General features: G+C 61.4%; 26 protein-coding genes. 14 read left to right on the top strand and 12 right to left on the bottom strand.

The features are described from left to right. Nucleotides 1-12 precede the first annotated feature (12 nt). A complete protein-coding gene (locus NKJ21_RS10720) occupies nt 13-711 on the bottom strand; it encodes a winged helix-turn-helix transcriptional regulator (RefSeq protein WP_254732892.1) in 699 nt (232 codons plus the stop codon). 370 nt (nt 712-1,081) lie between these two features. Here NKJ21_RS10720 and NKJ21_RS10725 point away from each other — a divergent pair, with 370 nt between their 5' ends. Beyond that, on the top strand, nt 1,082-2,131 hold the full coding sequence (locus NKJ21_RS10725) for an NAD(P)-dependent alcohol dehydrogenase (RefSeq protein ID WP_016161986.1): 1,050 nt from the start codon (nt 1,082-1,084) through the stop codon (nt 2,129-2,131). Here NKJ21_RS10725 and NKJ21_RS10730 read toward each other — a convergent pair. Next, on the bottom strand, nt 2,128-3,081 hold the full coding sequence (locus tag NKJ21_RS10730) for a GlxA family transcriptional regulator (RefSeq protein ID WP_008806796.1): 954 nt from the start codon (nt 3,079-3,081) through the stop codon (nt 2,128-2,130). The genes NKJ21_RS10725 and NKJ21_RS10730 overlap by 4 nt on opposite strands. 21 nt (nt 3,082-3,102) lie before the next feature. Further along, nucleotides 3,103-3,882, bottom strand: coding sequence for an MBL fold metallo-hydrolase (locus tag NKJ21_RS10735; protein ID WP_032731505.1), 780 nt, complete (start codon nt 3,880-3,882; stop codon nt 3,103-3,105). Between the two features lie 167 nt (nt 3,883-4,049). Here NKJ21_RS10735 and NKJ21_RS10740 point away from each other — a divergent pair, with 167 nt between their 5' ends. Beyond that, a complete protein-coding gene (locus NKJ21_RS10740; protein ID WP_016161989.1) occupies nt 4,050-4,610 on the top strand; it encodes an NUDIX domain-containing protein in 561 nt (186 codons plus the stop codon). Here NKJ21_RS10740 and NKJ21_RS10745 read toward each other — a convergent pair. The 3 genes from NKJ21_RS10745 to NKJ21_RS10755 all read right to left on the bottom strand — a co-directional run bounded on the left by NKJ21_RS10745 (nt 4,600) and on the right by NKJ21_RS10755 (nt 7,321). Further along, on the bottom strand, nt 4,600-5,454 hold the full coding sequence (locus NKJ21_RS10745; protein WP_002922972.1) for a DMT family transporter: 855 nt from the start codon (nt 5,452-5,454) through the stop codon (nt 4,600-4,602). The two genes, NKJ21_RS10740 and NKJ21_RS10745, sit on opposite strands and share 11 nt — an antisense overlap. A 24-nt stretch (nt 5,455-5,478) precedes the next feature. Continuing rightward, nucleotides 5,479-6,288, bottom strand: a complete 810-nt coding sequence (gene nlpA, locus NKJ21_RS10750; RefSeq protein WP_023298362.1) for a lipoprotein NlpA — start codon at nt 6,286-6,288, stop codon at nt 5,479-5,481. A 127-nt stretch (nt 6,289-6,415) separates the two neighbouring features. Further along, on the bottom strand, nt 6,416-7,321 hold the full coding sequence (locus tag NKJ21_RS10755) for an AraC family transcriptional regulator (protein WP_032731507.1): 906 nt from the start codon (nt 7,319-7,321) through the stop codon (nt 6,416-6,418). Nucleotides 7,322-7,437: 116 nt separating this feature from the next. Between NKJ21_RS10755 and NKJ21_RS10760 the strand changes: the two genes are divergently transcribed. Next, nucleotides 7,438-7,974 carry a carboxymuconolactone decarboxylase family protein gene (locus tag NKJ21_RS10760; protein ID WP_008806790.1) on the top strand — a complete coding sequence of 179 codons (537 nt, stop codon included), beginning with the start codon at nt 7,438-7,440 and terminating at the stop codon, nt 7,972-7,974. Between the two features lie 20 nt (nt 7,975-7,994). Here NKJ21_RS10760 and NKJ21_RS10765 read toward each other — a convergent pair whose 3' ends face one another. Then, nucleotides 7,995-8,465, bottom strand: coding sequence for a nuclear transport factor 2 family protein (locus NKJ21_RS10765; RefSeq protein WP_012540286.1), 471 nt, complete (start codon nt 8,463-8,465; stop codon nt 7,995-7,997). Further along, complete coding sequence (locus tag NKJ21_RS10770; protein WP_239270601.1) at nt 8,465-9,094, bottom strand: pyridoxamine 5'-phosphate oxidase family protein; 630 nt, start codon at nt 9,092-9,094, stop codon at nt 8,465-8,467. Before NKJ21_RS10770 ends, NKJ21_RS10765 begins: the two co-directional genes overlap by 1 nt. 38 nt (nt 9,095-9,132) lie before the next feature. Between NKJ21_RS10770 and NKJ21_RS10775 the strand changes: the two genes are divergently transcribed. Next, nucleotides 9,133-10,104 (top strand): LysR family transcriptional regulator, encoded by a 972-nt coding sequence (locus tag NKJ21_RS10775; RefSeq protein WP_164481316.1) that lies wholly within the window; start codon nt 9,133-9,135, stop codon nt 10,102-10,104. On the opposite strand, the gene NKJ21_RS10780 is transcribed toward NKJ21_RS10775, so the two are convergent. After that, nucleotides 10,101-11,594 carry an MDR family MFS transporter gene (locus NKJ21_RS10780; RefSeq protein WP_012540283.1) on the bottom strand — a complete coding sequence of 498 codons (1,494 nt, stop codon included), beginning with the start codon at nt 11,592-11,594 and terminating at the stop codon, nt 10,101-10,103. The genes NKJ21_RS10775 and NKJ21_RS10780 overlap by 4 nt on opposite strands. Nucleotides 11,595-11,674: 80 nt before the next feature. Here NKJ21_RS10780 and NKJ21_RS10785 point away from each other — a divergent pair, with 80 nt between their 5' ends. After that, the gene (locus NKJ21_RS10785; protein WP_023298366.1) at nt 11,675-12,322 is read left to right on the top strand and encodes a TetR/AcrR family transcriptional regulator; all 648 of its coding nucleotides are present in this window, start codon (nt 11,675-11,677) and stop codon (nt 12,320-12,322) included. A gap of 501 nt (nt 12,323-12,823) precedes the next feature. On the opposite strand, the gene NKJ21_RS10790 is transcribed toward NKJ21_RS10785, so the two are convergent. Further along, nucleotides 12,824-13,240: a GNAT family N-acetyltransferase gene (locus tag NKJ21_RS10790; RefSeq protein ID WP_032740354.1), complete on the bottom strand. Its 417-nt coding sequence runs from the start codon at nt 13,238-13,240 to the stop codon at nt 12,824-12,826. Here NKJ21_RS10790 and NKJ21_RS10795 point away from each other — a divergent pair. Then, nucleotides 13,215-13,331, top strand: coding sequence for a hypothetical protein (locus NKJ21_RS10795; RefSeq protein ID WP_046620779.1), 117 nt, complete (start codon nt 13,215-13,217; stop codon nt 13,329-13,331). The two genes, NKJ21_RS10790 and NKJ21_RS10795, sit on opposite strands and share 26 nt — an antisense overlap. Here NKJ21_RS10795 and NKJ21_RS10800 read toward each other — a convergent pair. Then, nucleotides 13,291-13,413 (bottom strand): hypothetical protein, encoded by a 123-nt coding sequence (locus tag NKJ21_RS10800; RefSeq protein WP_012540279.1) that lies wholly within the window; start codon nt 13,411-13,413, stop codon nt 13,291-13,293. The two genes, NKJ21_RS10795 and NKJ21_RS10800, sit on opposite strands and share 41 nt — an antisense overlap. A gap of 206 nt (nt 13,414-13,619) precedes the next feature. Here NKJ21_RS10800 and eefA point away from each other — a divergent pair, with 206 nt between their 5' ends. The 8 genes from eefA to NKJ21_RS10840 all read left to right on the top strand — a co-directional run bounded on the left by eefA (nt 13,620) and on the right by NKJ21_RS10840 (nt 24,399). After that, nucleotides 13,620-14,744 (top strand): multidrug efflux RND transporter periplasmic adaptor subunit EefA, encoded by a 1,125-nt coding sequence (eefA, locus tag NKJ21_RS10805; protein ID WP_012967027.1) that lies wholly within the window; start codon nt 13,620-13,622, stop codon nt 14,742-14,744. After that, nucleotides 14,744-17,851 (top strand): multidrug efflux RND transporter permease subunit EefB, encoded by a 3,108-nt coding sequence (gene eefB / locus NKJ21_RS10810; RefSeq protein ID WP_004151514.1) that lies wholly within the window; start codon nt 14,744-14,746, stop codon nt 17,849-17,851. The genes eefA and eefB overlap by 1 nt, the downstream gene beginning before the upstream one ends. A 3-nt stretch (nt 17,852-17,854) precedes the next feature. Next, the gene (gene eefC / locus NKJ21_RS10815) at nt 17,855-19,219 is read left to right on the top strand and encodes a multidrug efflux RND transporter outer membrane subunit EefC (RefSeq protein WP_254732894.1); all 1,365 of its coding nucleotides are present in this window, start codon (nt 17,855-17,857) and stop codon (nt 19,217-19,219) included. A 45-nt stretch (nt 19,220-19,264) separates the two neighbouring features. Further along, nucleotides 19,265-20,428: a multidrug effflux MFS transporter gene (locus NKJ21_RS10820; protein WP_022065830.1), complete on the top strand. Its 1,164-nt coding sequence runs from the start codon at nt 19,265-19,267 to the stop codon at nt 20,426-20,428. Between the two features lie 162 nt (nt 20,429-20,590). Continuing rightward, a complete protein-coding gene (gene murQ / locus NKJ21_RS10825; RefSeq protein ID WP_016162001.1) occupies nt 20,591-21,493 on the top strand; it encodes an N-acetylmuramic acid 6-phosphate etherase in 903 nt (300 codons plus the stop codon). A gap of 24 nt (nt 21,494-21,517) precedes the next feature. Then, on the top strand, nt 21,518-22,948 hold the full coding sequence (gene murP / locus NKJ21_RS10830; RefSeq protein WP_032736563.1) for a PTS N-acetylmuramic acid transporter subunit IIBC: 1,431 nt from the start codon (nt 21,518-21,520) through the stop codon (nt 22,946-22,948). Nucleotides 22,949-23,099: 151 nt separating this feature from the next. Next, nucleotides 23,100-24,002, top strand: a complete 903-nt coding sequence (locus NKJ21_RS10835) for a DMT family transporter (protein WP_002923118.1) — start codon at nt 23,100-23,102, stop codon at nt 24,000-24,002. A gap of 106 nt (nt 24,003-24,108) precedes the next feature. Then, nucleotides 24,109-24,399: a YicS family protein gene (locus NKJ21_RS10840; protein ID WP_002923120.1), complete on the top strand. Its 291-nt coding sequence runs from the start codon at nt 24,109-24,111 to the stop codon at nt 24,397-24,399. A 3-nt stretch (nt 24,400-24,402) separates the two neighbouring features. On the opposite strand, the gene NKJ21_RS10845 is transcribed toward NKJ21_RS10840, so the two are convergent. Then, nucleotides 24,403-25,266 (bottom strand): NAD(P)-dependent oxidoreductase, encoded by an 864-nt coding sequence (locus NKJ21_RS10845; RefSeq protein ID WP_110236211.1) that lies wholly within the window; start codon nt 25,264-25,266, stop codon nt 24,403-24,405. Between the last annotated feature and the right edge of the window lie 2 nt (nt 25,267-25,268).

The raw sequence follows: 25,268 nt of genomic DNA on the forward strand, positions 1-25,268 counted from the left end.
CGCCGCACGGGCTTAAAAGTGGGCGGGAAACGGGTGAGCGATGGTCCTCAGCACACCGCGATGGATCGTAATATAGTCACCTTTACGCAGCTCCGACAGAATCGACATAATGCGGCTACGCGACAAGTTGGTACGGCGCTGAATAAAACTCAGGACGTTGATTTGGCGACGATATGCCTCCGGATAGTCCGCCACCTCTGTTAGCAGGGTTCGCACCATCAGGTAAGAATCCACCCCCATCATCTCCTGCGAACGCATGCTCAACACCATCAGCCGCTGCGCCAGAACATGGGCCATCTCCTGCCACAAGTTTTGCGCATTGAGGATCTCGACCGCGGCCTGATGCGCTATCCAGTGTCCGCGCAAATCTGTCTCAGCAAACAGAGAGCAGTGGTGTTTTTCCGGAATACCGTTAAAGACGCCGTAACCATCGATTAATCCCAATAGCGAAGGGGAAAATATCGTTGATATCACCATGTTGTTTTCCGCATGGCATAGCGAGGCAATCCCCTCTTCGAGCAGAATTAATCCGGATTCAGCCTGGATCGGCGGAAAACGATAATAGGTCGATCGCGGCAGCGCAAAGGGTGAGCTGGCGGGCAGGAACGCAGATAACAGGGATTCCACCGCGAATAACGGCTTTGTCTGTCTTCCGTAATAAAAAGACGGTAACGCCTGGTCGGTAGAGAGGCTGGCTGCAGGTATCGACATGGTTTTATGCCATCGGTCAGGTTGAAAAAGTGATTCGTTGAGAATCATAGTATCAACAGGTGAAATAACGAATAAAAGACAAGACGTTACGGGGATAAAAAGAGTGTAAGCATCATTATCTGCAATAACTATTTATCTTTATTCTACAGGAATAAATAATACTATTTGCCGTAAATACCTATAAGGCTTAGCGGCTATAAAGATAAGGCCAGCTTATTATTTACTGCGCTGGCTAACGCCGCGCCTGAGGGTTTCTCAACCGCTTTCCCCCTCGCATCCCGGCCAGTCCAGGCTACGCTTATCGATGCCACTGACCACCCGCATTCCCCTCCCGTTCTATTGAGTCCATTCATCAAGAAGAGGTTTCGCTATGCTGATCAATGCTATTGGTACCTACTCCGCCAGCCAGCCGCTGGAATCAATGGCCATCACCCGCCGCGAGCCGGGGCCACAGGATGTACAGATCGCCATCGCTTACTGCGGCGTCTGCCACTCCGATCTCCACCAGGCGCGATCGGAATGGGCGGGAACGCACTATCCCTGCGTGCCGGGGCATGAAATTGTGGGTCGGGTGACCGCGGTCGGCAACGCCGTCTCGCGCTACGCCGTCGGCGATCTGGTGGGCGTCGGCTGTATGGTCGATAGCTGTCAACAGTGCGAAGAGTGCGCTGAGGGGCTGGAAAACTACTGCGACCATATGGTGCTGACCTATAACGGGCCGACCCAGGACGCGCCGGGCCATACTCTGGGCGGCTATTCCCAGCAGATCGTGGTCAAAGAACACTACGTGCTGCGGATAACCCATCCCGAAGCGCAGCTGGCCGCCGTCGCGCCGCTGCTGTGCGCCGGGATCACGACATACTCGCCGCTGCGCCACTGGCACGTCGGGCCGGGTAAAAAAGTCGGCGTGGTCGGCATCGGCGGCCTCGGGCATATGGGGATCAAGTTGGCCCACGCCATGGGGGCCCACGTGGTGGCCTTTACCACCTCCGAATCCAAGCGTAATGCAGCCAGAGCGCTGGGCGCCGATGACGTAGTGGTGTCGCGCAACGACGACGAAATGGCGGCCCACGTCAAAAGCTTCGACTTCATCCTTAATACCGTGGCGGCGCCGCATAATCTCGATGCCTTCACCACGCTGCTGAAACGCGATGGCACCATGACCCTCGTGGGCGCTCCGGCCACGCCGCATCCGTCGCCGGAAGTGTTCAATCTGATCTTCCGCCGCCGGTCGATTGCCGGCTCGATGATCGGCGGTATTCCGGAAACTCAGGAGATGCTCGACTTCTGCGCCGAACACGGCATCGTCGCCGATATCGAGCTGATCCGCGGCGATGAGATCAACGAAGCCTGGGAAAGAATGGTCAAGGGTGACGTGAAATACCGCTTCGTAATCGACAGTGCGACCCTCGCCGGCTAAGCGCCGCGACGAAAGGTGCGCCGCCACTCCGTCGGGCTGACGCCAAAGCGCGCCTTAAACTGCTGGCGCCAGGTGACCGCTGAAAGATAGCCCACCGCCTCCGCCACCTGTTCGACCGGCAGATCGCCCGCCTCAAGCAGACTCTGGCTGCGGCGCAGACGTTCGGCGGTCAGCCAGTCGGTAATGCTCATCCCGGTCGCCCTGGCGAAGTGGCGGGTCAGGGTACGGCGGCTCATCGCCACCACCCGGGCCAGCGAATCGAGACTGTGCGGCTCGGCAATATGCTGCTGCAGATAATCCAGCAGGCAGTTGATTCGCGCATCGCGGGTGTTTTTCGGCACCGGCTGGGCGATAAACTGCGCCTGGCCGCCTTCGCGGTGCGGCGAAACAATCATCCGCCGGGCGATCTGGTTGGCCGCGAGGCTGCCGAAACGCTGGCGGATGAGGTACAGGCAACAGTCCAGCGCCGCCGCGGTGCCCGCCGAGGTGATCACCCGCTGGTCATCGACATACAGGGCATTGATATCCAGCTGCACCTGCGGAAACAGGCGCTGGAAATCCTGCTCGAACTCCCAGTGGGTCGCCGCTCGCCTGCCGTCCAGCAGCCCGGCGTAGCCGAGGACAAACGCGCCGAGACACAGGCCGACAATCTCCGCGCCGTTATCCCGCGCCCGCACCAGGCTATCAAGCAGCGCCTGCGGCGGACGCCGATCGACCTCGCCCCAGTAAGGCACCACCACGATATCCGCCTGTTCCAGCGCGGCGAAATCGCCGGTGGCGTACAGCGCAAAACCATCGCGGGCGCGCAGCAGCCCCGGCCGCTCGGCGCAAATGTGCAGATTAAAGCGTTTGATTTCAGAGACCGAATCGCCAAACAGCATGCAGGGGACGGCGTAGTGAAACGGGCTAAAGCCCTCTACAGCGACAATCGCCACGTCGGTGAGTTTCATCGTCCTTTCCCCTTGCGCATGTTAATAAACCACGGTTTCCCCATCCTGCGGGATACTCACCACATCGGCAATCTGATTATCCAGCGCATACTGGCGCATCTCTTCCCGGCTCACCAGACAGTGGTTGACCGCCTCGAGGTGGATAGCCATGATTTTCGCTTCCGGCAGGGCGAAGTGCACGTTAAGAAGATCTTCCTTGCCCATGATTATCGGGCCAAAGCCGATGACGTGGGCGTAGCCGGCGTTCAACACCACCACGTCCGGGCGCAGCTTCAGCAGATCAGCTTCAATTTCATCACGCCAGATGGTATCCCCCATCAGCCACAGCGTCTTCTCCTGCGGATGGCGAAACACCACGCCGCAGGCTTCTCCCAGGCGCTCAGCCATCGCCGGCACCGCGTAGGTCCGGTCGCTGCCGTGTTGGCCGGAGGTGGTTTTCTGCAGGCGCACGCCGGCAAATTCGCTGTCTGCCGACAGCAGGCGCAGATCCTGAAATCCCTGGCTGCGCAGCAGCGCGGCGTCGGCCTCATGCTGGACGAACACCGGCAGGGTTTTCGGGATCGCGGCGATCGCCGCCGCGTCCCAGTGATCGTCATGGGTATGGGTGACGATCACCGCATCAACATCGATAATTTTATCGCGGGAAAACGGCAGCTCAACCAGCGGATTGCGCAGCTCGCTGCGCGCAGTGCCAGGAAAACCTGGCCAGGCGCCCTTGTCAGCCAGCATCGGGTCGATGAGAAATCTTTTCCCGGCGTAGTCAATCCTCTGGGTCGCATTACGGATGTGGGTGATGTTCATGTTGGTGTTCCTCAGTGGGGTCATCTGACGAACATCGTACTGAGTACTAGCCTGGCTCAACAGGGGCATTTGGACAATGATCGATGAAATCGGGCCAACCTGCGGCAGTTGCCATCCGCCTCCGGCTATGTTGTTCTTAAGGCTCAATTTTTGACAGGAGTGGCACGATGAAAAAGAAACTGACCGCCGCCGATATGCACGACCCGCAGGTCATCGCCGAGACGCCGTGGTTCAGCATGCGTAAGGTGGGGATTGATGTCGCCTCCGGCGAGCGCCGCGACTTTTATTCCATTCATTACCCGCGCCCGGCGGTGGGGATTGTGGCTATCCAGGATGAGAAAGTACTGCTGATTCGCCACTACCGCTATCTGATCGATCAGGTGGTGTGGGCCATTCCCTCTGGCGGCGTCGATGAAGGGGAAGATCCGGCGGTCGCCGCGCTGCGCGAGCTGCGGGAAGAGACCGGCTGGCAGGCGCAACGCGTCGAGGAGATCATTCGCTTCAACCCCTCCTACGGCAGCAGCGATCAGCTGTTTATCACCTGGCTGGCCACCGGTTTACGCTGGGTGGGGATGGATGCAGATCAGGATGAGGTGATGGAGACCGGCTGGTTTACCTTCGACGAGATAAACCAGCTGATCGCCCGCGGCGAAATGCCGGACGGGCTGTCGCTGGTGCCGCTGCTGCAGCTGATGGCGCAGCGGCGAAGCGGCCCGCTTACGGCTTAAGCATCCGCCAGCGGAACCACAGCTGGGCCACCAGGATCAGCACGCCGCCGATAATCTTCTGTAGCGGCAGCTGTTCGCCGTACCACAGCGCGGCGGCAATGACCGTCAGCAGCGGTTCGAGCACCATGATGATCGCGGCGCTGGCCACCGCCGCGTACTTTTGCCCCTTCATCTGCAGACCGAAGCGCAGGCTGGTGGCGATGACAATGCTGGCCACCAGCCAGCCGAGAGTCGGCAGGGTCATCGGCTGGTCCCAGCGTTCAACGGCAGCGGAGATGGTCAACCCGACGATACCGGTGATCGCCAGCTGCACGGTGGTCAGGGGGATCAGCGGTACTTCACGCGCGCAGCGGCTGGTGTAACAGAACCAGATCGACTGCACCAGCGCCGTCAGCAAAAACCAGCCCTGGCTGGGGTGGAAGGCTATCGGCATATGCAGACTGAGCAGCCCCAGGCCTACCACCGCGATCGGCAGGCACTCCCACCAGGCGCGAGGCGGGCGCACCTTCATCATCACCCACGCGGTCAGCGGGACGAACATCATCGACAGGCTCATGATAAACGCCCCTTCGCCGAGCGACGCCGTCGTGGAGACCGAATAGATCCACAGGCAGAGGTTGAGCGCAAACCAGAGTCCGCTGATGATGAGTTTTGGCCAGTGCTGCTTTTGCGGGCGAAAACCGCGGCAGAACGGCAGCAGAAGCAGCGCGGCGAAGAAAAAGCGCAGCCCAAGGAACGCGAATACCGGCATGCCGGCGATCGCCTCGCGGGAAAAAATCCAGCCGCAGGCGGCAATCACCGTCGCGGCAATCAGCAGCAGGTCAGCCTGCCGTTGGCGTACCATACGCGCCTCTCCCTGTGTGTAGGCTTACCAGCCCGGCACCGCGCCGCCGTTGAAGATAGTCTCTGCCGCCTTCGCCACCTCCGGCGACTGGTACGACTGCATAAACTCCTTCACGTTTTCCGCGTCTTTATTGTCTTCCCGGGTCACGATGATGTTCACGTAGGGCGAGTTTTTATCTTCGATAAAGATGCCGTCACGAACCGGCGACAGCCCGGTTTGCTGCAGGTAGGTGGTGCTGATGATAGCCACGTCGACTTTGGGATCGTCGAGCACGCGCGGCAGTTGCGCCCCTTCCAGCTCCATAATTTTCAGGTTACGCGGGTTATCGGTGATATCCACCGCCGTCGGCAGCAGGCCGGTCCCGGCTTTGAGGGTAATCAGCTTCTCTTTTTGCAGCAGCAGCAGCGCCCGCCCGAGATTGGTCGGGTCGTTGGGGATGGCGATCGTCGCGCCGTCTTGCAGTTCGGCGACTGACTTGATCTTGCGCGAATAGCCGGCCATCGGGAAGACGAAGGTATTGCCGACCGCCACCAGATGATAGTTATGCGCTTTGTTGTCCTGCTCAAGGAAAGGCCGATGCTGGAAGACGTTGGCGTCCAGATCGCCGGCGTTGGTCGATTCGTTAGGCAGCAGCGAGCCGCTGAATCCCACCAGTTCGACGTCCAGACCGTACTTCTCTTTGGCCACCTTCTTCGCCACTTCCGCCACATCCTGCTCGGCGCCGTTAATCACGCCGACCTTAATGTGCTTCGCTTCATTACCCTTTTGGTCGCAGCCGACCAGCGCCAGACCCGCCAGCATCACTGCGGCGGCGGCCCGTAAACGTAATCTCATCCTCTTCACCCTGTCTGTCCTGACTGTCATTGTTTTTTTCGTGCAAAACTATAGCGACTTTCGGGTCGGGTAATAAACAGCAAACCACGCAACTGGAAATAAAATCATCTTCGCGAAACGCGAGGCGCTAGCCCCGTCGCCACTCACCCGGCGTCACGCCATAGCGCATTTTGAAGCGCTTCGAGAAGGACGCCAGCGACTGAAAGCCGCAGCGTTCGGCAATGACCTCGAGGTTGGTCTGACGCTCCAGGCGCAGCAGCCGGGCGGCCAGCGCCATTCGCAGCTGCGACAGCCACGCCTGCGGCGTCAGGTGATAAACGCGGGCAAAATGACGGGCAAAGGTGGCCCGCGAAAGAAAGGCACGGGCGGCCATGGTTTCCAGCGTCCACGGCTGCTCCGGGGTCGCCATCACCGCCAGCACCGCCGGCATCAGGCGTTCATCGCTCATCAGACGCAGCAGTCCACCGGGCGGCTGTTGCTCACCAAGCAGCATGCGCAGCAGGAGCACCAGCAGCGTATCGCCGAGGCTGCGCACGATAGCGCTGCCGCCGGGACGCTGCGCCAGGCTCTCGCGCACCAGTATATTAAGCAGCGCGTCCAGCTCCGGGCAGTCTTCACGCGCATCGGTATGGAGATGGATCAGCGTCGATGCTTCACTGAACAGCCAGCTGACGTGCGGACCAAAATAGAATTCGCCGCACAGCATCTCCAGCGCCCCCTCCGCCGGGCCGACGCGCATTTCCGTCACCGTGCCGTTAAACCGGTGCGCTACCGGCAGCACCTGGCCCCACTCCACCAGGCTCTCCATCAGATGCGGCGAACCGTACGGCAGGAGGACCACATCTCCCGCGCGCAGGTGATGAGTCTGGCCGCCGACGTTGAGCCGCCCCTCGCCGCGCAGCACCACGTGCCAGGGCACCACGCCGCTGCGCATTTGCTGGTGCCCGGCCTGCCAGCGGCCGCCGAAGCGACAGTGCAGGTTCACTTCGCAGCGCGGCGCCAGCAGCGCCAGCAGATGACTGAGACTGTCCATGCTTCTCCTGAGACGATAAGACAAAAAGGTGAGACGAAGACCGCCAGTCTAGCATGCGGCAAGCGCCTAAGATGACCCCATTGCCAACACACCCTCGATAACAACAGGAGTTAACCATGAGCCGTTTAGCAGATATCCGTGAACAAGACGCCACCGGCAAAGCCGCCGATATTTTCGCCGGGATCAAAAAAGCGATGGGCAAAGTGCCGAACGCCTATCTCACCATCGGCGGCCACTCGCCGGCAGCACTGCAGCAGGCGCTGGCGCACAATGCGATGCTCCATAAAGGCAGCCTCAGCGCCCAACAGCTGGAAGCGATTAACCTGTCGGTCAGCGAAGCCACCGGCTGTGACTACTGTCTGGCCGCGCATACCCTGATGGCGAAAAAAGCCGGCTTCAGCAGCGAACAAATCCACGCCCTGCGCCGCGGGGAGTATGCGGAAGAGGCGCAGCTTGATGCGCTGGTGAAATTCGCGCAGACCCTGGTGACCACCACCGGTACGCTGCCGGAAGCCGACGTCGCCGCGCTGCGCAACGCCGGTTTTAGCGACCAGCAGGTGATTGAGATCATCAGCGCCGTCAGCGCCATCCTGTTCACTAACATGGTGAACCGGGTTAACGACACGGTGGTCGACTTCCCGAAAGCCGATTAATCCGTTGCGCCGCGCCGGTTTTACAGCCCCAGATCGCTGAGCCCCGGATGATCGTCCGGGCGGCGCCCCTGGGGCCAGTGGAACAGGCGCTCGCTTTCGGCGATCGGCAGGTCGTTGATGCAGGCGTAGCGCGTCTGCATCAGTCCGTGCTTATCAAACTCCCAGTTCTCATTGCCATACGAGCGAAACCAGTTGCCGCTGTCGTCGCACCACTCGTAGGCGAAGCGCACGGCAATGCGATTCTCCTGCCATGCCCACAGCTCCTTAATCAGCCGGTATTGCTGCTCCTTGCGCCATTTTCGCTGCAGGAACTCAACAATTTGCCCCCTGCCGTGGACAAATTCGCTGCGGTTGCGCCATTCGCTATCCACGGTGTAGGCCAGAGCGACTTTTTCGGCATCGCGACTGTTCCAGCCATCTTCCGCGGCGCGGACCTTCTGGATAGCGCTGTCGCGGGTAAACGGCGGGAATGGGGGACGTTGCTCATTCATCAGGAGTCTCCTTTTGAGGCTAATTGCTGCTGCAGGCGCTGATTCTCCTGCTCCAGGTCATGAATACGTTGCTGCAGGTTCTGGCTGTACTCCGCCACCTGCTGCGCGCTGTAGCGCGGCGTAATGTGCTGCGGGCAGTTCCAGTCAAACGCCTGCAAATGAAAAAGAAACAGACGTTCAATGCGGGCGCGATAGTTGGCCGGCGCCACCTGCGCCAGCAGCTGCGGATGGTCCTCTGCCGCCACGACTTCGACGGTGGCGTAGATTTTCAGCCTGGCACGGCGCGGATAATCCATCAAAAACAGGCAGGCCCGGTCGCTGCCACGCAGATTGCCGGTGGTGATGTACTGGCGGTTGCCGCCGAAATCGGCCATCGCCAGGGTGGTGTCATCCAGCAGATGCAGAAACCCCACCGGGCCGCCGCGATGCTGAATGTAGGGCCAGCCGCTCTGCGACACCGTCGCCAGATAAAAGCTGTCGCGGGTGGCGATCATCCCCGCTTCGCTGTCGCAGAAGCGGTCGGCCTGGCGGCGACTGTGCGGCGTTTGCCACAGCGAGTCGCTGCCCATTTCGTGCTGCACATCCATCACGTCCGGGGTGATGGCGATATCGAGAAAGGTTGCTGCCATAGCGCCTCCTGTTGTCTGGCGCCATCATGGACTGTACTGTGAAGAATGATAATACGGGTAAAGTGGCAATCATCTTTCCGAAAAACGGGAGAATAATGGATCGATTAAGCGCGATGGCGCTGCTGGTGAAAGTGACCGAGCTGGGGAGCATGTCGGCGGCGGCGCGGGCGCTGAATATGCCGTTGACCACCGTCAGCCGCCATATTGGTGAACTGGAGAGCGCGCTGGGCGTGCGCCTGCTGGCGCGAACCACCCGCAAACTGACGCTCACCGACGCCGGGGTCGATTATGTCGCTGCCGCCCGGCGGATCCTTGAGGAGGTGGAAAACGCCGAACGCCAGGCGACGGGCGAATATCAGGAGCCAAAAGGCGAGCTGGTGATCTCCGCGCCAACGATGTTTGGACGCCAGCACGTTCTTCCGGTAATCAGTGAATTTATCGCCCGCTACCCGCAAATTCGCGTCCGTTTGCTGCTCAGCGATCGCAATGCCGACCTGGTGAGCGACCATGTCGATCTGGCGGTGCGGATTGGCGACCTGGCGGACAGCAGCATGGTGGCCACCCGCCTCGGCACTATGCGGATTGTGGCCTGCGCCCATCCGGCGCTGCTGGCGAAATACGGCGAGCCGCAGCGGCCGCGCGATCTGGCGGCGTTGCCGATCATCCGCATTGAATCGCCGATGCCCTATCGCGGCTGGCGCTTTCGCGCCGCTGAGCGCGAGGACCAGCTGATTAACCTGCCGCCGGTGCTATCCGTCACCACGCCAGAGAGCGCCGCCGATGCTGCGCGCCTGGGGGTGGGGGTGGCCCGCTTACTGCACTATCAGGCGCTGGATGGCCTGCGCCACGGGGAGCTCCGTCTGCTGCTGGAAAGCGTCGAGCCGGATCCGGCGCCGGTCCATTTGCTGTATACCGCGCGGGATCTGGCGCCGCTTAAGCTGCGGAAATTTATCGATTTTGCCGCGCCGGCGCTGCGTCAGGCACTGCTGCGCATCGCCGGGGCCGCTTAATGCGTCGCGGTCTTCAGCGGTGCCTCCTTTAACAGCCATGAGAGGACAAACGCCACCGCCATAATGCCGGCCGCCATCAGGAACGCCGCGTGGATCGCCGCGCCGAAGGCGTCGAGGTAGTCGAGGCGGATATCCGCGGGCAGGTGCTGAACCGCCACTGGATTCATTCCCGGCGGCAGCACCGCGCCTTCCGGCAGCAGTTGTTGCAGGTTGCTCTGCAGCACGTGCGTGAACACCGCGCCAAACAGCGCCACGCCGATCGAGCCACCAATCGAGCGGAACAGGGTCACGCCGGAGGTGGCGACGCCGTACATCTGCGCTGGCATCGCGTTCTGCACCGCCAGGACCAGCACCTGCATCACCAGCCCCAGACCCGCCCCCAGCACGCCGGTAAACAGGTACAACTGCCACAGCGGCGAGTGAATGGTGATGCGGGTCAGCAGTACCATGCCGGTCACGCCGAGCAGGGTGCCGAGGATGGGGAACAGGCGATATTTACCGGTACGGCTGATAATCCGCCCGCTGATAATCGAGGTCAGCAGCAGGCCGCCCATCAGGGGGATCAGCTGCAGCCCGGCCTCGGTGGGCGTCGCCTCCTTCACCACCTGCAGATAGAGCGGCAGGAAGGTGACTGACCCGAACAGCGACATGCCGATGACGAAGCCGATCAGGCTGCACAGCAGGAAGCTGCGGTTGCGGAACAGCGCCAGCGGAATAATCGGCTCGGCGGCCATCCGTTCTTCGTAAATAAAGCCGATGATCCCCACGATGCCGAAGGCCAGAATGCACCACAGCTGCGGGTCATTCCACGCGTGGACGCTACCCCCTTCCGAGGTAAACAGAATGATGCACAACAGCGCCATGCTGAGGTAAATCGCCCCCAGCCAGTCAATCTGATGCTGGCTGCGTTTATTGCTGCTGTGGAATACTGCGCCGATCACCAGCAGCGCGAACAGGCCGAGCGGCAGGTTGATATAGAAGATCCAGCGCCAGGAGGCGTGCTGCACCAGAAAACCGCCGATCAGCGGGCCGATCACCGTCGCGAGGCCAAAAACGCCGCCGAACAGCCCCTGATAGCGGCCACGATTGGCGGGTGGGATGACGTCGGCGACCGCCGCCATGCTGATCACCATCAGGCCGCCGCCGCCGAGCCCCTGCAGGCCGCGCATCAGCACCAGCTGGGTCATGTTCTGCGCCAGCCCGCAGAGCGCAGAGCCGACGAGAAACAGCCCAATCGCCACCTGCAGCACGATTTTGCGACCGAACAGATCGCCGAATTTCCCGTACAGCGGCACCGCGATGGTGGAGCTGAGAATATAGGCCGTGACCACCCAGGAAAGCTTGTCCAGCCCGCCCAGTTCGCCGACAATCGTCGGCAGCGCGGTGGAGACAATGGTCTGATCCAACGCCGAGAGCAACATCACCAACAGCAATGCGCTGAACAGCAGGCGTATCGACTGCACCGGTGGGTTAGCGACTTCAGAAGTCATTGCAACGCTCGCTTGAAATTAATTAAATGCATAATTAATATTTAGTGAAAGAATGAGTCGGGTCAAGAGATCGCCATACCATGACAGCACAAAAGGATCAGGATGCCCCCCGCCGCCCGGGTCGGCCGCGCGGTAAAAAACCGGATACTGCCAATCGCGAACAGCTGATGGACATTGCCCTGATGCTGTTTGCCCGCGACGGGGCGGGCCGCGTATCGTTGAACGCCATCGCCAAAGAGGCCGGGGTGACGCCGGCGATGCTGCATTACTACTTCAGTTCCCGGGATGCGCTGGTGACCCAGCTGATTGAGGAGCGCTTTATGCCGCTGCGCAATCACATCAGCCGCATTTTTGTCGATCATCCGCAGGATCCGGTGCTGGCGCTGACGATGATGGTCGAGACGCTGGCGCATATGGCGGAGAAAAACGCCTGGTTCGCGCCGCTGTGGATGCAGGAGATCATCGGCGAGATGCCGATCCTGCGTCAGCATATGGATGCCCGCTTCGGCGAGGAGCGTTTTCAGGTGATGCTGGAGACGGTGCGTCGCTGGCAGCTGGAGGGCAAGATCAATCCGGCGCTGTCGCCGGAGCTGCTGTTTACCACGGTGATTAGCCTGGTGCTGGTGCCATTTTCACGCATTCACAGCGATCCGCGTTTACAGGCGGTCAACCGCCAGACCATCATCAGCCACGCGCTGGCGTTAATGGGCCACGGCGTCGGAGGTTAAGGCGTGGTTTTGACGCTTTTGTAGCCCGGATAAGGCGCCACGCGCCGCCATCCGGGAGTTTCCCTGCTCGCGATACGCTTAGCAGGGCTACAACTTCTATGTTAATTCCCGGCAGATTGCGCTCCCGGTTGATCTTCTGCGTTATGTCTCTTATGCCGCAGGGAGCGCACAGGGGGCGGCCAGTCGCCGCCGCCCCCTGTACCCCCGGGCTCCGGCCAGCAAAATCGCCGCTACGCGGTCCCTTCGACTTATCCCTGCAGGCTTCGGGTCGGGCCGAGGCAGCGTCCGTGCAAAACACGGCCCTCAGCCCGCATCCATGCGGGCTGCCCCGGCCTTCCGGGAACGTCTCAGCGATTTTGAGGCCGCCAGCACCGGCAGTTTCAGTCGCGCAAGTGGGTATATCAATAACAGGCCGCTCGGAACGTAGGCCGGATAAGGCGCCAGCCGCCATCCGGCACAACCACAGGTAGGGTACCTGACCGCCCGGGGATACCACTACCGTTACAGCGCCTTCGACAAATAGTGGCGCTGCATGCCTGCGTGCGGGAAGTCGGGCAGCGACATCTGCAGCTGATAGCCTAACTTCTGATAAAACGGCAGCGCCTGGAAGCTAAAGGTATCCACCAGCAGATGGCTGCAGCCTAGCGCCTGCGCCTGCTGTTCCGCCTCCTGCATCAGCTCGCTCCCCAGCCCGCGCCCGCGCGTCGCCTCGCTAACCCACAGATACTCAATGCACAGCCAGTTGCCCTTGCGTTTGGCAATCAGCCCGCCCTGCATCACCCCTTGCGCATCGCGGGAGTAAACCCCCAGATCGCCAAACTGCGCCGCATCGAGATACTGCTGATTATACTGCCGCAGACCGGCAAGCAATTCTTGTTGATCGTCGGGATTAATGCTTTTTGTAATGATTAGTGTCATTAACTATCTCCAGTATTGCGATGCCGAATGGTTATTTTCCCTCTCCACTTTCACAAAATATTCTTATTTTCTCCATGATTATTTGCCTTAATTTTTTGCGTTCTAAAAGTAAGCAAAAAAACCTTTCCATTATCGCGACGGATCGTATAATGGATAAAAATGAGAATGATCATTCTCACCAAAAGACCAGAGGAGATGCGCTTTTCACCTCCTGAAGACCGAAGAGGTTGGCTTCAACGGAGACACAATAACAATCACGTTCAGGAACATCTGTGTTCCTTTTTTGTCATTTTCGCTCACCCGAAAATGCCTCAGCGCCCAACCTATTCCCTCGTTTTTAAATAAACGGGGCGGACGTCTTATATCTTGAGAAAATATAATGAAATACATCATAGCTCCCATCGCGACAGCATTATTTCTCCTTAGCGGATGCGATAATGCGCAGACATCTGCCCCGCAGCAACCCACGCCGGAAGTGGGCGTGGTCACCCTGCAAAGCCAGCCGGTGCCGGTAGTCAGCCAGCTCACCGGCCGCACCACCGCCTCGCTCAGCGCCGAAGTACGCCCCCAGGTGGGTGGCATCATCCAGAAGCGCCTGTTTACCGAAGGCGATATGGTGAAGGCCGGGCAGGCCCTTTACCAGATCGATCCCTCCAGCTATCGCGCGACCTGGAACGAAGCGGCGGCCGCACTGAAACAGGCCCAGGCGCTGGTGGTCTCCGATTGCCAGAAGGCCCAGCGCTACGCGTCGCTGGTCAGGGATAACGGCGTTTCCCGCCAGGATGCCGACGACGCCGCCTCCACCTGCGCCCAGGACAAGGCCAGCGTGGAATCGAAGAAAGCGGCGCTGGAGAGCGCGCGCATCAACCTGAACTGGACCACCGTCACCGCACCGATAGCCGGGCGCATCGGCATCTCGTCGGTTACGCCGGGGGCGCTGGTCTCCGCCGATCAGGATACCGCGCTGGCGACGATCCGCGGGCTCGACACCATGTATGTCGATCTGACGCGATCCAGCGTCGATCTCCTGCGTTTACGCAAACAAAGCCTGGCCAGCAACAGCGACACCCTCAGCGTGACGTTAACCCTGGAAGATGGCAGTACCTACCAGGAAAAAGGGCGTCTGGCGCTCACCGAAGTCGCCGTCGATGAATCCACCGGCTCGGTGACCCTGCGCGCTATCTTCCCCAACCCGCAGCACGTCCTGCTGCCGGGGATGTTCGTCCGCGCGCGCATCGATGAAGGCATCATGAACGACGCGATCCTCGCCCCACAGCAGGGAATCACCCGCGATGCCAAAGGCGACGCCACGGCGCTGGTGGTCGATGCCGCCAACAAAGTTGAGCAGCGTACCGTGGAAACCGGCGACACCTATGGCGATAAATGGCTGGTGCTGAGCGGCCTGAAAGCAGGCGATAAGCTGATTGTCGAAGGCACCAGTAAAGTGGCCCCCGGACAGACAGTGAAGGCCGTTGCCGTCAACAATAACGGAGGCAATGCCTGATGTTCTCCCGTTTCTTCGTGCGTCGCCCGGTCTTTGCCTGGGTGATCGCCATTCTGATTATGCTCGCCGGGGTGCTGGCGATCCGCACCCTGCCGGTAGGCCAGTATCCGGACGTCGCCCCGCCGGCGGTGAAAATCTCCGCCACCTATACCGGGGCGTCCGCCGAAACCCTGGAGAACAGCGTCACCCAGGTGATCGAGCAGCAGCTTACCGGCCTCGACCATCTGCTCTACTTCAGCTCCACCAGCAGCTCCGATGGCTCGGTCAGCATCACCGTCACCTTTGAGCAAGGGACCGACCCGGACACCGCCCAGGTGCAGGTGCAAAACAAAGTCCAGCAGGCGGAATCGCGGCTGCCGAGCGAAGTCCAGCAGTCCGGCGTAACGGTGGAAAAATCGCAGAGCAGCTTCCTGCTGATCCTCGCGGTGTATGACAAAACCAATCGCGCCACCAGCTCCGATATCTCCGACTGGCTGGTCAGCAATATGCAGGACCCGCTGGCGCGCGTGGAGGGTGTCGGCAGCCTGCAGGTATTCGGCGCCGAATACGCGATGCGCGTCTGGATGGACCCGACCAAACTCGCCTCCTACTCGCTGATGCCTTCCGACGTTCAGTCGGCGATTGAGGCGCAGAACGTGCAGGTTTCCGCCGGTAAAATCGGCGCGCTACCGTCGTCCAATGCCCAGCAATTGACCGCCACCGTGCGGGCGCAATCCCGGCTGCAAACCCCTGACCAGTTCAAAGCGATCATCGTGAAAAGCCAGGCCGACGGCTCGGTGGTGCGCCTGAGCGATGTCGCGCGGGTGGAGATGGGCAGCGAGGATTACACCGCTACCGCTAATCTGAACGGCCATCCGGCCGCCGGGATCGCGGTGATGATGGCCCCCGGTGCCAACGCGCTGGACACCGCGACCCTGGTGAAAAGCAAAATCGCCGAATTCCAGCGTCAGATGCCGCAGGGCTACGATATCGCCTATCCGAAGGACAGCACCGAGTTCATCAAAATCTCGGTCGAGGATGTGATTCAGACCCTGTTCGAAGCGATCATTCTCGTGGTCTGCGTGATGTATCTGTTCCTGCAGAACTTCCGCGCGACGCTCATTCCGGCGGTGGCGGTGCCGGTGGTGCTGCTTGGCACCTTTGGGGTGCTGGCGCTGTTCGGCTACTCGATTAACACCCTGACGCTGTTCGCCATGGTGCTGGCGATCGGCCTGCTGGTGGATGACGCCATCGTGGTGGTGGAAAACGTCGAGCGCATTATGCGCGACGAAGGGCTCCCCGCCCGCGAAGCCACCGAAAAATCGATGGGCGAAATCTCCGGCGCGCTGGTGGCGATCGCCCTGGTGCTGTCGGCGGTGTTCCTGCCGATGGCCTTCTTCGGCGGATCGACCGGGGTCATCTATCGCCAGTTCTCGGTAACCATTATTTCGGCAATGATGCTGTCGGTGGTGGTGGCGCTAACCCTCACCCCGGCGCTGTGCGGCGCGCTGCTCAGCCACTCCAAACCACACACCAAAGGGTTCTTTGGCGCCTTTAACCGCCTGTGGGGGCGCACGGAAGCAGGCTACCAGCGCCGCGTACTCGGCGGCCTGCGCCGGGGCGCAGTGATGATGGGCGCTTACGCGTTGATTTGCGGGGCGATGGCGCTGGCGATGTGGAAGCTGCCGGGCAGCTTCCTGCCGGTGGAGGACCAGGGGGAGATCATGGTCCAGTACACCCTGCCCGCCGGGGCCACCGCGGTGCGTACCGCTGAGGTGCGCCGCCAGGTGACCGACTGGTTCCTCACCAAAGAGAAAGCCAATACCGACGTCATTTTCACCGTCGACGGCTTCAGCTTTAGCGGCAGCGGCCAGAACGCCGGGATGGCCTTCGTGTCGCTGAAAAACTGGTCGCAGCGCAAAGGGGACGACAATACCGCCCAGGCCATTGCCCTGCGCGCCACCAAAGAGCTGGGGACGATCCGCGACGCCACCCTGTTCGCCATGACCCCGCCGTCAGTGGACGGTCTCGGGCAGAGCAACGGCTTCACCTTCGAACTGATGGCCAGCGGCGGTACCGACCGCGACAGTCTGATGAAGCTGCGCAGCCAGCTGCTGGCGGCGGCCAACCAGAGCAGCGAGCTGCAGTCGGTGCGCGCTAACGATCTGCCGCAGATGCCGCAGCTGCAGGTGGATATCGATAACAACAAAGCCGTCTCGCTGGGGCTGTCGCTGAGCGACGTGACCGATACGCTCTCCAGCGCCTGGGGCGGTACCTACGTGAATGACTTTATCGATCGCGGCCGGGTGAAAAAGGTCTATATCCAGGGCGAAAGCGACGCGCGCGCGGTGCCGTCGGACCTCGGCAAATGGTTCGTTCGCGGCAGCGATAACAGCATGACGCCGTTCTCCGCCTTCGCCACCACCCACTGGCAATACGGCCCGGAAAGCCTGGTGCGCTACAACGGCTCCGCCGCCTTTGAGATCCAGGGCGAAAACGCCGCCGGCTTCAGCTCCGGCGCGGCGATGGACAAGATGGAAAAGCTGGCCGACAGCCTGCCGGCGGGCTCCACCTGGGCGTGGAGCGGCATTTCGCTGCAGGAAAAGCTCGCCAGCGGCCAGGCGATGAGCCTCTACGCCATCTCGATTCTGGTGGTGTTCCTGTGCCTGGCGGCGCTGTATGAGAGCTGGTCGGTGCCGTTCTCGGTGATCATGGTTATCCCGCTCGGCCTGCTCGGCGCGGCGCTGGCGGCGACGCTGCGCGGTTTAAGCAACGACGTCTACTTCCAGGTGGCGCTGCTGACCACCATCGGCCTGTCGTCGAAAAACGCCATCCTGATCGTGGAGTTCGCTGAATCCGCCGTGGATGAGGGGTATTCGCTCTCCCGGGCGGCGATCCGCGCCGCGCAGACTCGTCTGCGCCCGATTGTCATGACCTCGCTGGCGTTTATCGCCGGGGTGCTGCCGCTGGCCATTGCCACCGGCGCCGGAGCCAACAGCCGCGTGGCGATCGGCACCGGCATCATCGGCGGCACCCTGACAGCCACCCTGCTGGCGGTGTTCTTCGTACCGCTGTTCTTCGTGCTGGTGAAACGTCTCTTCACCCGCCAACGTCCTTCTCAGGAGTAAGGTATGTTTCGTTTGAGTTTTATGTTTATCGCGCTCCTGACCGCGGGCTGCGTCTCGCTTGACCCGCATTATGATCGCCCGGCCGCGCCGGTGCCGGCCACCCTGCCCGGGGCGCACGGCGAATCGACGGCGGTGGTCGGCGACTGGCAGAAAGTGGTCAATGACGCGCGGCTGAAAAAAGTGGTCAGCATCGCGCTGAACAGCAACCGCGATGTGCAAAAAGCGCTGGCCGATATCGAGGCCGCGCGCGCCCAGTACGGCGAGACGCGGGCGTCGCTGTTTCCTACCGTCGATGCCGAGCTGAGCCATACCCGCAGCAAAACGGTAGCCAGCGGCCTGAGCTCCGCTTCACAGGCCGACGGCGCGGTCTCCAGCTTCGAGCTGGATCTGTTTGGCAAGAACCAGAGCCTGTCGCGCGCGGCGCGCGAAACCTGGCTTGCCAGCGAATTCACCGCGCAGAATACCCGGCTGACGATGATTGCCGATTTGACCACCGCCTGGGTGACGCTGGCGACGGATAACAGCAATCTGGCGCTGGCGCAGCAGACCATGGACAGCGCAGCAAACTCGCGCAACATCGTCGCCCGCCAGATGGCGGTGGGTACCGCTTCCGCCGGCGATGTAAGCTCGGCGGAAAGCGTCTATCAGCAGGCCCGCGCCAGCGTCGCCAGCTATCGCACGCTGGTGGCGCAGGATAAAAACGCCATTAACCTGCTGGCGGGGGAAACCGTGCCGGAGAGCCTGTTGCCCGGCACCCTCGAGAGCCTCGGGGATAACAGCATCGCGCTGGTGCCGGCGGGCGTGTCGTCGTCGGTGCTGCTGCGCCGGCCGGACATTCAGGAAGCGGAGCACAATCTGAAGAGCGCCAATGCCGATATCGGCGCGGCGCGGGCGAACTTCTTCCCGTCGATTTCCCTGACCGCCAGCGCCGGGGTCGGCAGCGACTCGCTGTCGTCGCTGTTCAGCCACGGGATGCAGGTGTGGTCGTTCGCCCCCTCCATCAGCCTGCCGCTGTTCACCGGCGGCAGCAACCTGGCGCAGCTGCGCTATGCGGAAGCGGAGAAAAAGGGGCTGATCGCCACCTACGAGAAATCGATTCAGAGCGCCTTTAAGGACGTTGCCGATGCGCTGGCGCGCCGGGAAACGCTGAGCGAAGAGCTCGATGCCCAGCGGCAGTACGTCGCCGCCGAGCAGACATCGCTGGATATCGCCATGCAGAGCTATCAGGCCGGAGTCGGCGATTATCTGTCGGTGCTTACGGCCCAGCGCACGCTGTGGTCGGCGAAGACGACGCTGCTGTCCCTGCAGCAGACCGACCTCAATAACCGGATCACCCTCTGGCAGTCGCTGGGCGGCGGCGCCAGTTAATTTCACCCGCCGGGCGGCCGCGCCCGGCTTCTGTAAGGAATCGTTATGCCACGTGTTTCCCTCTCCTGGGCGCTGATCCTCGGCCTGCTGTCAGGTATCGGCCCGCTGTGCACGGATTTTTATCTGCCGGCGCTGCCGGAGATCACTCAGCAGCTGCAGGCCACCAGCACCCAGACCCAGCTGTCGCTGACCGCCGCGCTGATTGGCCTCGGCCTGGGTCAGCTGTTTTTCGGCCCGCTGAGCGATCGCATTGGCCGCCTGAAACCGCTGGCGCTGTCTCTGCTGCTGTTTATCTTTGCTTCAGCGATGTGCGCCCTGACCCGGGATATCAACATGCTGATTGTCTGGCGCTTTTTACAGGGCTTCGCCGGCGCCGGCGGCTCGGTGCTGTCGCGATCCATCGCCCGCGATAAATACCAGGGCACCCTGCTGACCCAATTTTTCGCCCTGCTGATGACGGTGAACGGCATTGCGCCGGTGCTGTCCCCGGTGCTGGGCGGCTACGTTATCACCGCCTTCGACTGGCGAATTCTCTTCTGGACGATGGCCGCCATCGGCGGCGTGCTGCTGGTGATGAGCCTGACGATCCTGCGGGAAACGCGCCCGGCCACAGCAACGCATGCCGCCCGCCAGCAACGCGGCCAGCCGGTGCTGAAAAATCGCCGCTTTCTGCGCTTCTGCCTGATTCAGGCCTTTATGATGGCCGGGCTGTTCTCTTACATCGGCTCCTCTTCCTTCGTGATGCAGAGCGAATACGGCATGAGCGCCATGCAGTTCAGCCTGCTGTTCGGTCTGAACGGTATCGGGCTGATTATCGCGGCAATGATCTTTTCCCGCCTGGCGCGCCGCTTTAACGCCGAAAGCCTGCTGCGCGGCGGCCTGACGCTGGCCGTGAGCTGTGCGGCGATCATGCTGCTGTTTGCCTGGCTGCAGCTGCCGGTGCTGGCGCTGGTCGGCCTGTTCTTTACCGTGTCGCTGATGAGCGGCATCAGCACCGTCGCTGGCGCGGAGGCGATGAGCGCCGTCGATGCCGCGCAGTCCGGGACCGCGTCCGCGCTGATGGGCACCCTGATGTTTGTCTTCGGCGGCATCGCCGCGCCGCTGGCAGGCCTCGGCGGTGAAACGATGCTGAAAATGAGCCTCGCGATGGCCATCTGCTACCTGCTGGCGCTGCTGCTGGGCCTCAGCAAACCGCGCAGCGCGCGCTAATCTCCTGCTGCGGTAATAAAATATTCCAGATTTATTACCGCACTATTTCCCGCCATACCTACCATTCTCCTATTATTCTCCGCGTACTAATCGTGATACTCTTCACAGGCAAGGAATAAATAATTCCTTATACTGCGCGCCACTGAGAATAACGAGGTTTCTATGAGTATCGACCTGAGCAAACTGCTGACCGAGCGACGCAACGCCAACAGCGCCAACATTGACACCCTCTCCACCCTCGACATGCTGACGGTGATAAACCAGGAAGACCAGCAGGTAGCCCAGGCGATTACGCCCTATCTGCCGCAGATTGCCGAGGTGGTGGATAAGGTCGCGACGGCGCTGCAGGCCGGTGGCCGCTTGATTTATATCGGCGCGGGTACCTCAGGGCGTCTGGGGATCCTCGATGCCAGCGAATGCCCGCCAACCTTCGGCACCCGCCCGGAGCAGGTGGTGGGGATCATCGCCGGCGGACATAAAGCGATTCTCAGCGCCGTGGAAAACGTGGAAGACAACAAAGCGCAGGGGGCGATGGATCTGCAGAACCTGAACTTCAGCCACCGCGATGTGCTGGTGGGACTGGCGGCCAGCGGACGCACGCCGTACGTCATTGGCGCCATGGAATACGCCCATAGTCAGAATGCCTTTGTCGCCATCGTCAGCTGTAACCCGCATGGCGAAATGGCCCAGCTGGCGGACGTGGCGATCACCCCGGTGGTCGGCCCGGAAGTGGTCACTGGCTCTACCCGTCTGAAAGCCGGTACCGCGCAGAAGCTGGTGCTGAACATGATCTCCACCGGGGCGATGATCCGCGTCGGCAAGGTGTACAGCAACCTGATGGTCGACGTCGAAGCGACCAACGCCAAGCTGATTGAGCGCCAGGTCTCTATCGTGATGGAGGCGACCGACTGCGATCGTCCCACTGCCCGGAAGGCGCTGGAGGCCTGCGGCCGCCACTGTAAAACGGCGATCGTGATGGTGCTGGCGGACTTAAGCGCCGCAGAGGCGCAGTCGCTGCTGGCAAAAAACAACGGCTATATCCGCAAGGCGCTCAGCAACACCTGAGCACCGACAGACAGGTAACGGGCAATGGCAAAAATAACGAAAGAGATGATAGCGCGGATCCTCGCCCACGTAGGCGGCGCCGCAAACGTCGCGCAGGCGGGCAACTGCATGACGCGCCTGCGCTTGACCCTGCGCGATGAAAGTCTGGCCGACAGCGCCGCCATCCGCCAGATTGACGGCGTAATGGGGGTGATCGTCAGCGACGAGCAGTTCCAGGTGGTGCTCGGCCCCGGCAAGGCGCAAACCGCCGCCGAGATGATGAACGTCCTGCTGGAGGAGGCGCCCGCCGCGCCGTCGCTGGCCGACGTCGCGGCAGAGAAAAAGCAGGCGCTGAAGGGCAAGCAGACCAGCGCGGTGCAGAAGTTTCTCGCCAAATTCGCCACCATCTTTACGCCGCTGATCCCCGGCTTTATCGCCGTCGGGCTGCTGCTGGGCTTCGCCACCCTGGCGGAACAGGTTTTCGTGCTGGAGAACGCCCATCCGAACGCCAGCCTGGTGGCGCTGATTGGCTATATGAAGGTCTTCAGCAAAGGGATGTTCACTTTCCTGAGTATCCTGATTGGCTATAACGCGCAGAAGGCGTTCGGCGGCTCCGGCGTGAACGGCGCGATTATCGCCTCGCTGTTCGTGCTGGGCTACAACCCGGAGGCAACCAGCGGCTTCTACGCTGGCATTTCCACCTTCTTCGGCCACGGCATCGATCCGCGCGGCAATATCATCGGCGTATTGATCGCCGCTATCCTTGGGGCGTGGGTTGAACGCCAGGTGCGGCGGGTAATGCCGGCCAACCTCGATATGATCCTCACTTCGGCGGTGACGCTGCTGATCATGGGCGCGGTGACCTTTACGGTGATCATGCCGATTGGCGGCTGGTTGTTTACCGGCATGTCGTGGCTGTTCCTGCATCTTAACGGCAACCCGTTTGGCTCGGCGGTGCTGGCCGGCCTGTTCCTGCTGGCGGTGATGTTCGGCGTCCATCAGGGGTTTGTCCCGGTCTATTTTGCGCTGGTGGACGCCCAGGGCTTTAACTCGCTGTTCCCGATCCTGGCGATGGCCGGGGCCGGGCAGGTGGGGGCGGCGCTGGCGCTATTCTGGCGGGCGAAGCGCGATTCGCTGCTGCGAACCCAGATTAAAGGGGCGATTATTCCGGGCTTCCTCGGGATTGGCGAGCCGCTGATCTACGGCGTCACCCTGCCGCGGATGAAGCCGTTTGTCACCGCCTGCCTCGGCGGCGCCTGCGGCGGGTTCTTCGTCGGACTGATCGCCTGGCTGGGGCTGCCGGTCGGCCTGAACACGGTGTTCGGCCCGTCCGGGCTGGTGGCGCTGCCGCTGATGACCTCCGGCAGCGGAATTTACGCCGGGATGGCAGTCTACGCCGGCGGGCTGGCGGTCTCCTACCTGTGTGGCTTTGTCCTCACCTGGCTGTTCGGCAGTAAAAATGTCGATTTAAGTTAGAACGCGACTGTCGGGTAGTGCCCGGTGGCGGCTTCGCCTTACCGGGCCTGCAACATCGTTACGCCGCCGCGCCCGACTACCATTTCCTGCCCCGCCGCCCGGGCTGGCGCATGCTATGATTCCCCTTTGTCATATTTCGCTTGAGGAAAAGATGGGCTCCAGCAAAAAAGGGATGCTGAACGTACTGATTGCCGCCGTGCTGTGGGGCAGTTCCGGGGTGTGTGCGCAGTTTATTATGCAGGAAAGCCAGATGTCGTCGCCGTTTCTGACCATGACGCGTCTGCTGTTCGCCGGGCTGATCCTGTTGATGCTCGGCTTTGTTCACGGCGACCGCATTTTCCGCGTGCTGCAAAACCGCCGCGACGCCCTCAGCCTGCTGTTTTTCTCGCTGTTTGGCGCGTTAACCGTGCAGTTCACCTTTCTGATGACCATTGAAAAATCCAATGCCGCCACGGCCACGGTGCTGCAGTTCCTGTCCCCGACGATCATCGTCGCCTGGTTCGCCCTCGCCCGCAAAGCGCGTCCCACTCCGCTGGTGCTGGGAGCTATCTGCACCTCGCTGGCGGGCACCTTTCTGCTGGTGACCCACGGCAACCCAACGACGCTGTCGATTTCGCCGGCGGCGCTGTTCTGGGGGATCGCCTCGGCGTTTGCCGCCGCGTTTTATACCACCTATCCCTCGACGCTGATTGCCCGCTACGGGACGCTGCCGATCGTCGGCTGGAGCATGCTGTTCGGCGGCGCGATGCTGCTGCCGTTTTACGGCGGCCAGGGCACCGATTTTGTGGTGAACGGTAGCCTGCTGTTAGCCTTTTTCTACCTGGTGGTGATCGGTACTTCGCTGACCTTCAGCCTTTATCTTAACGGCGCGCAGAAAATTGGCGGCGCGAAGGCCGGGATCCTCAGCTGCGCCGAACCGCTGAGCAGCGCCCTGCTGTCGCTCCTGCTGCTGGGGATCACCTTCACGCTGCCGGACTGGCTGGGCACTCTGCTGATCCTCGCGTCGGTGGTGCTGATCGCCATCGACTCGCGGCGGCGGGTGAGAGCCGCCTGAGCAGGCGATAAAAATTGCATTTTCAATAAGTTAAACTGACCACTATTTGCGTGTTTTCGCGCCTGCGCATATAGTTGACGGAAGCGATTACGGAAGGAGAAGCCTGATGAAAGCATGTTGGATGGTATGCCTGGTCACCGCCCTGAGCGCCACGTCGGCGTGGGCCGAATCACCGCTGCAAAGCCTGCAGTTCGAGCAGCAAAAACAGCAGGTGCTCAAAGCGGTGAAGGAAAAATGCGCGCCAGCAAGCCACCTCAGCGACAACGATTTTGCCAATAAAGTGCTGGCGACCGACGGTAACAAGAACGCGGTCCGCGAAGCAACGCTGGCGAAAGAGCGCAATAACCAAAAAAGCTACCAGGCCGCAATCGACAAAATCGTCTGTCCGGCCAAATAGCGGTTATTTCAGCCTGGCGACCAGCGTTTTCCAGTCAAACGGCGTCAGCTGCCTGTAGCTCAGGCTACGGGCGGCCATCTGCTCCGGCAGCTGGCGCTGGCTTTTCGCGATCGCCTCGCTCATTATCCCGGCGCTCCCCACGTCACGCAGGGTTTTCACCACCTCTTCCATCTCTTCGCTGCGCCGAATGCCATGTTCCGCCACCCGGCTGATCAGATAGTCGGGGAACGCTCCTGTCCAGCCCAGAGAGGGGAAACTATGATGCAAGGAACTAAGCACCTCCTCCTCGACGCCATATTCACGGGCCGCGAACAGGCATTCTGTGGTGAGCGCTTCAAGACCTTTGATCATCACGCTACGGCACATTTTTATCGCCGACACCTGGCCCACCGTACTGGCGCCATAGCGGGCATTCAGCCCCAGCCCCTGCAGACGCGGCGCGATCGCCTCCGCCTGCGGCCCGCCGATCAATAACGGTGTCTGCAATCGGGCCGGCGGTACCGGCGCCATCACCGCGACATCGATGTAGGCGCCGGGCAGAAAATGTTCAGCCGCCTGCCGTTTCGTCTCCGGCGCCACGGAGTTGAGATCGAGGAAGTATTGCCCCGGCTGCAGCAGCGCGGCCGCCTGCTGCGCCACCTTTAGCGCCTCACCCGCGGTCACAGTAGAAAAAACCAGCGTGGCCCCCTCCAGCGCCTGCGCCAGCGAATTTCCCACCTGAACGCGCGAATCACGGGCTTTTTTGCCCATCGCCTCTCGCGCCGGGCCATTGAGCTTGCAATCCCACATGGTCACCGCATGCTCACGGGCCAGATCCGCCGCCAGAATGCCACCCGCCTCGCCAAAACCAATAAACGCGATTGTCATCA

The organism is Klebsiella sp. SWET4 (assembly GCF_024296565.1).
Lineage (GTDB): Bacteria > Pseudomonadota > Gammaproteobacteria > Enterobacterales > Enterobacteriaceae > Klebsiella > Klebsiella variicola.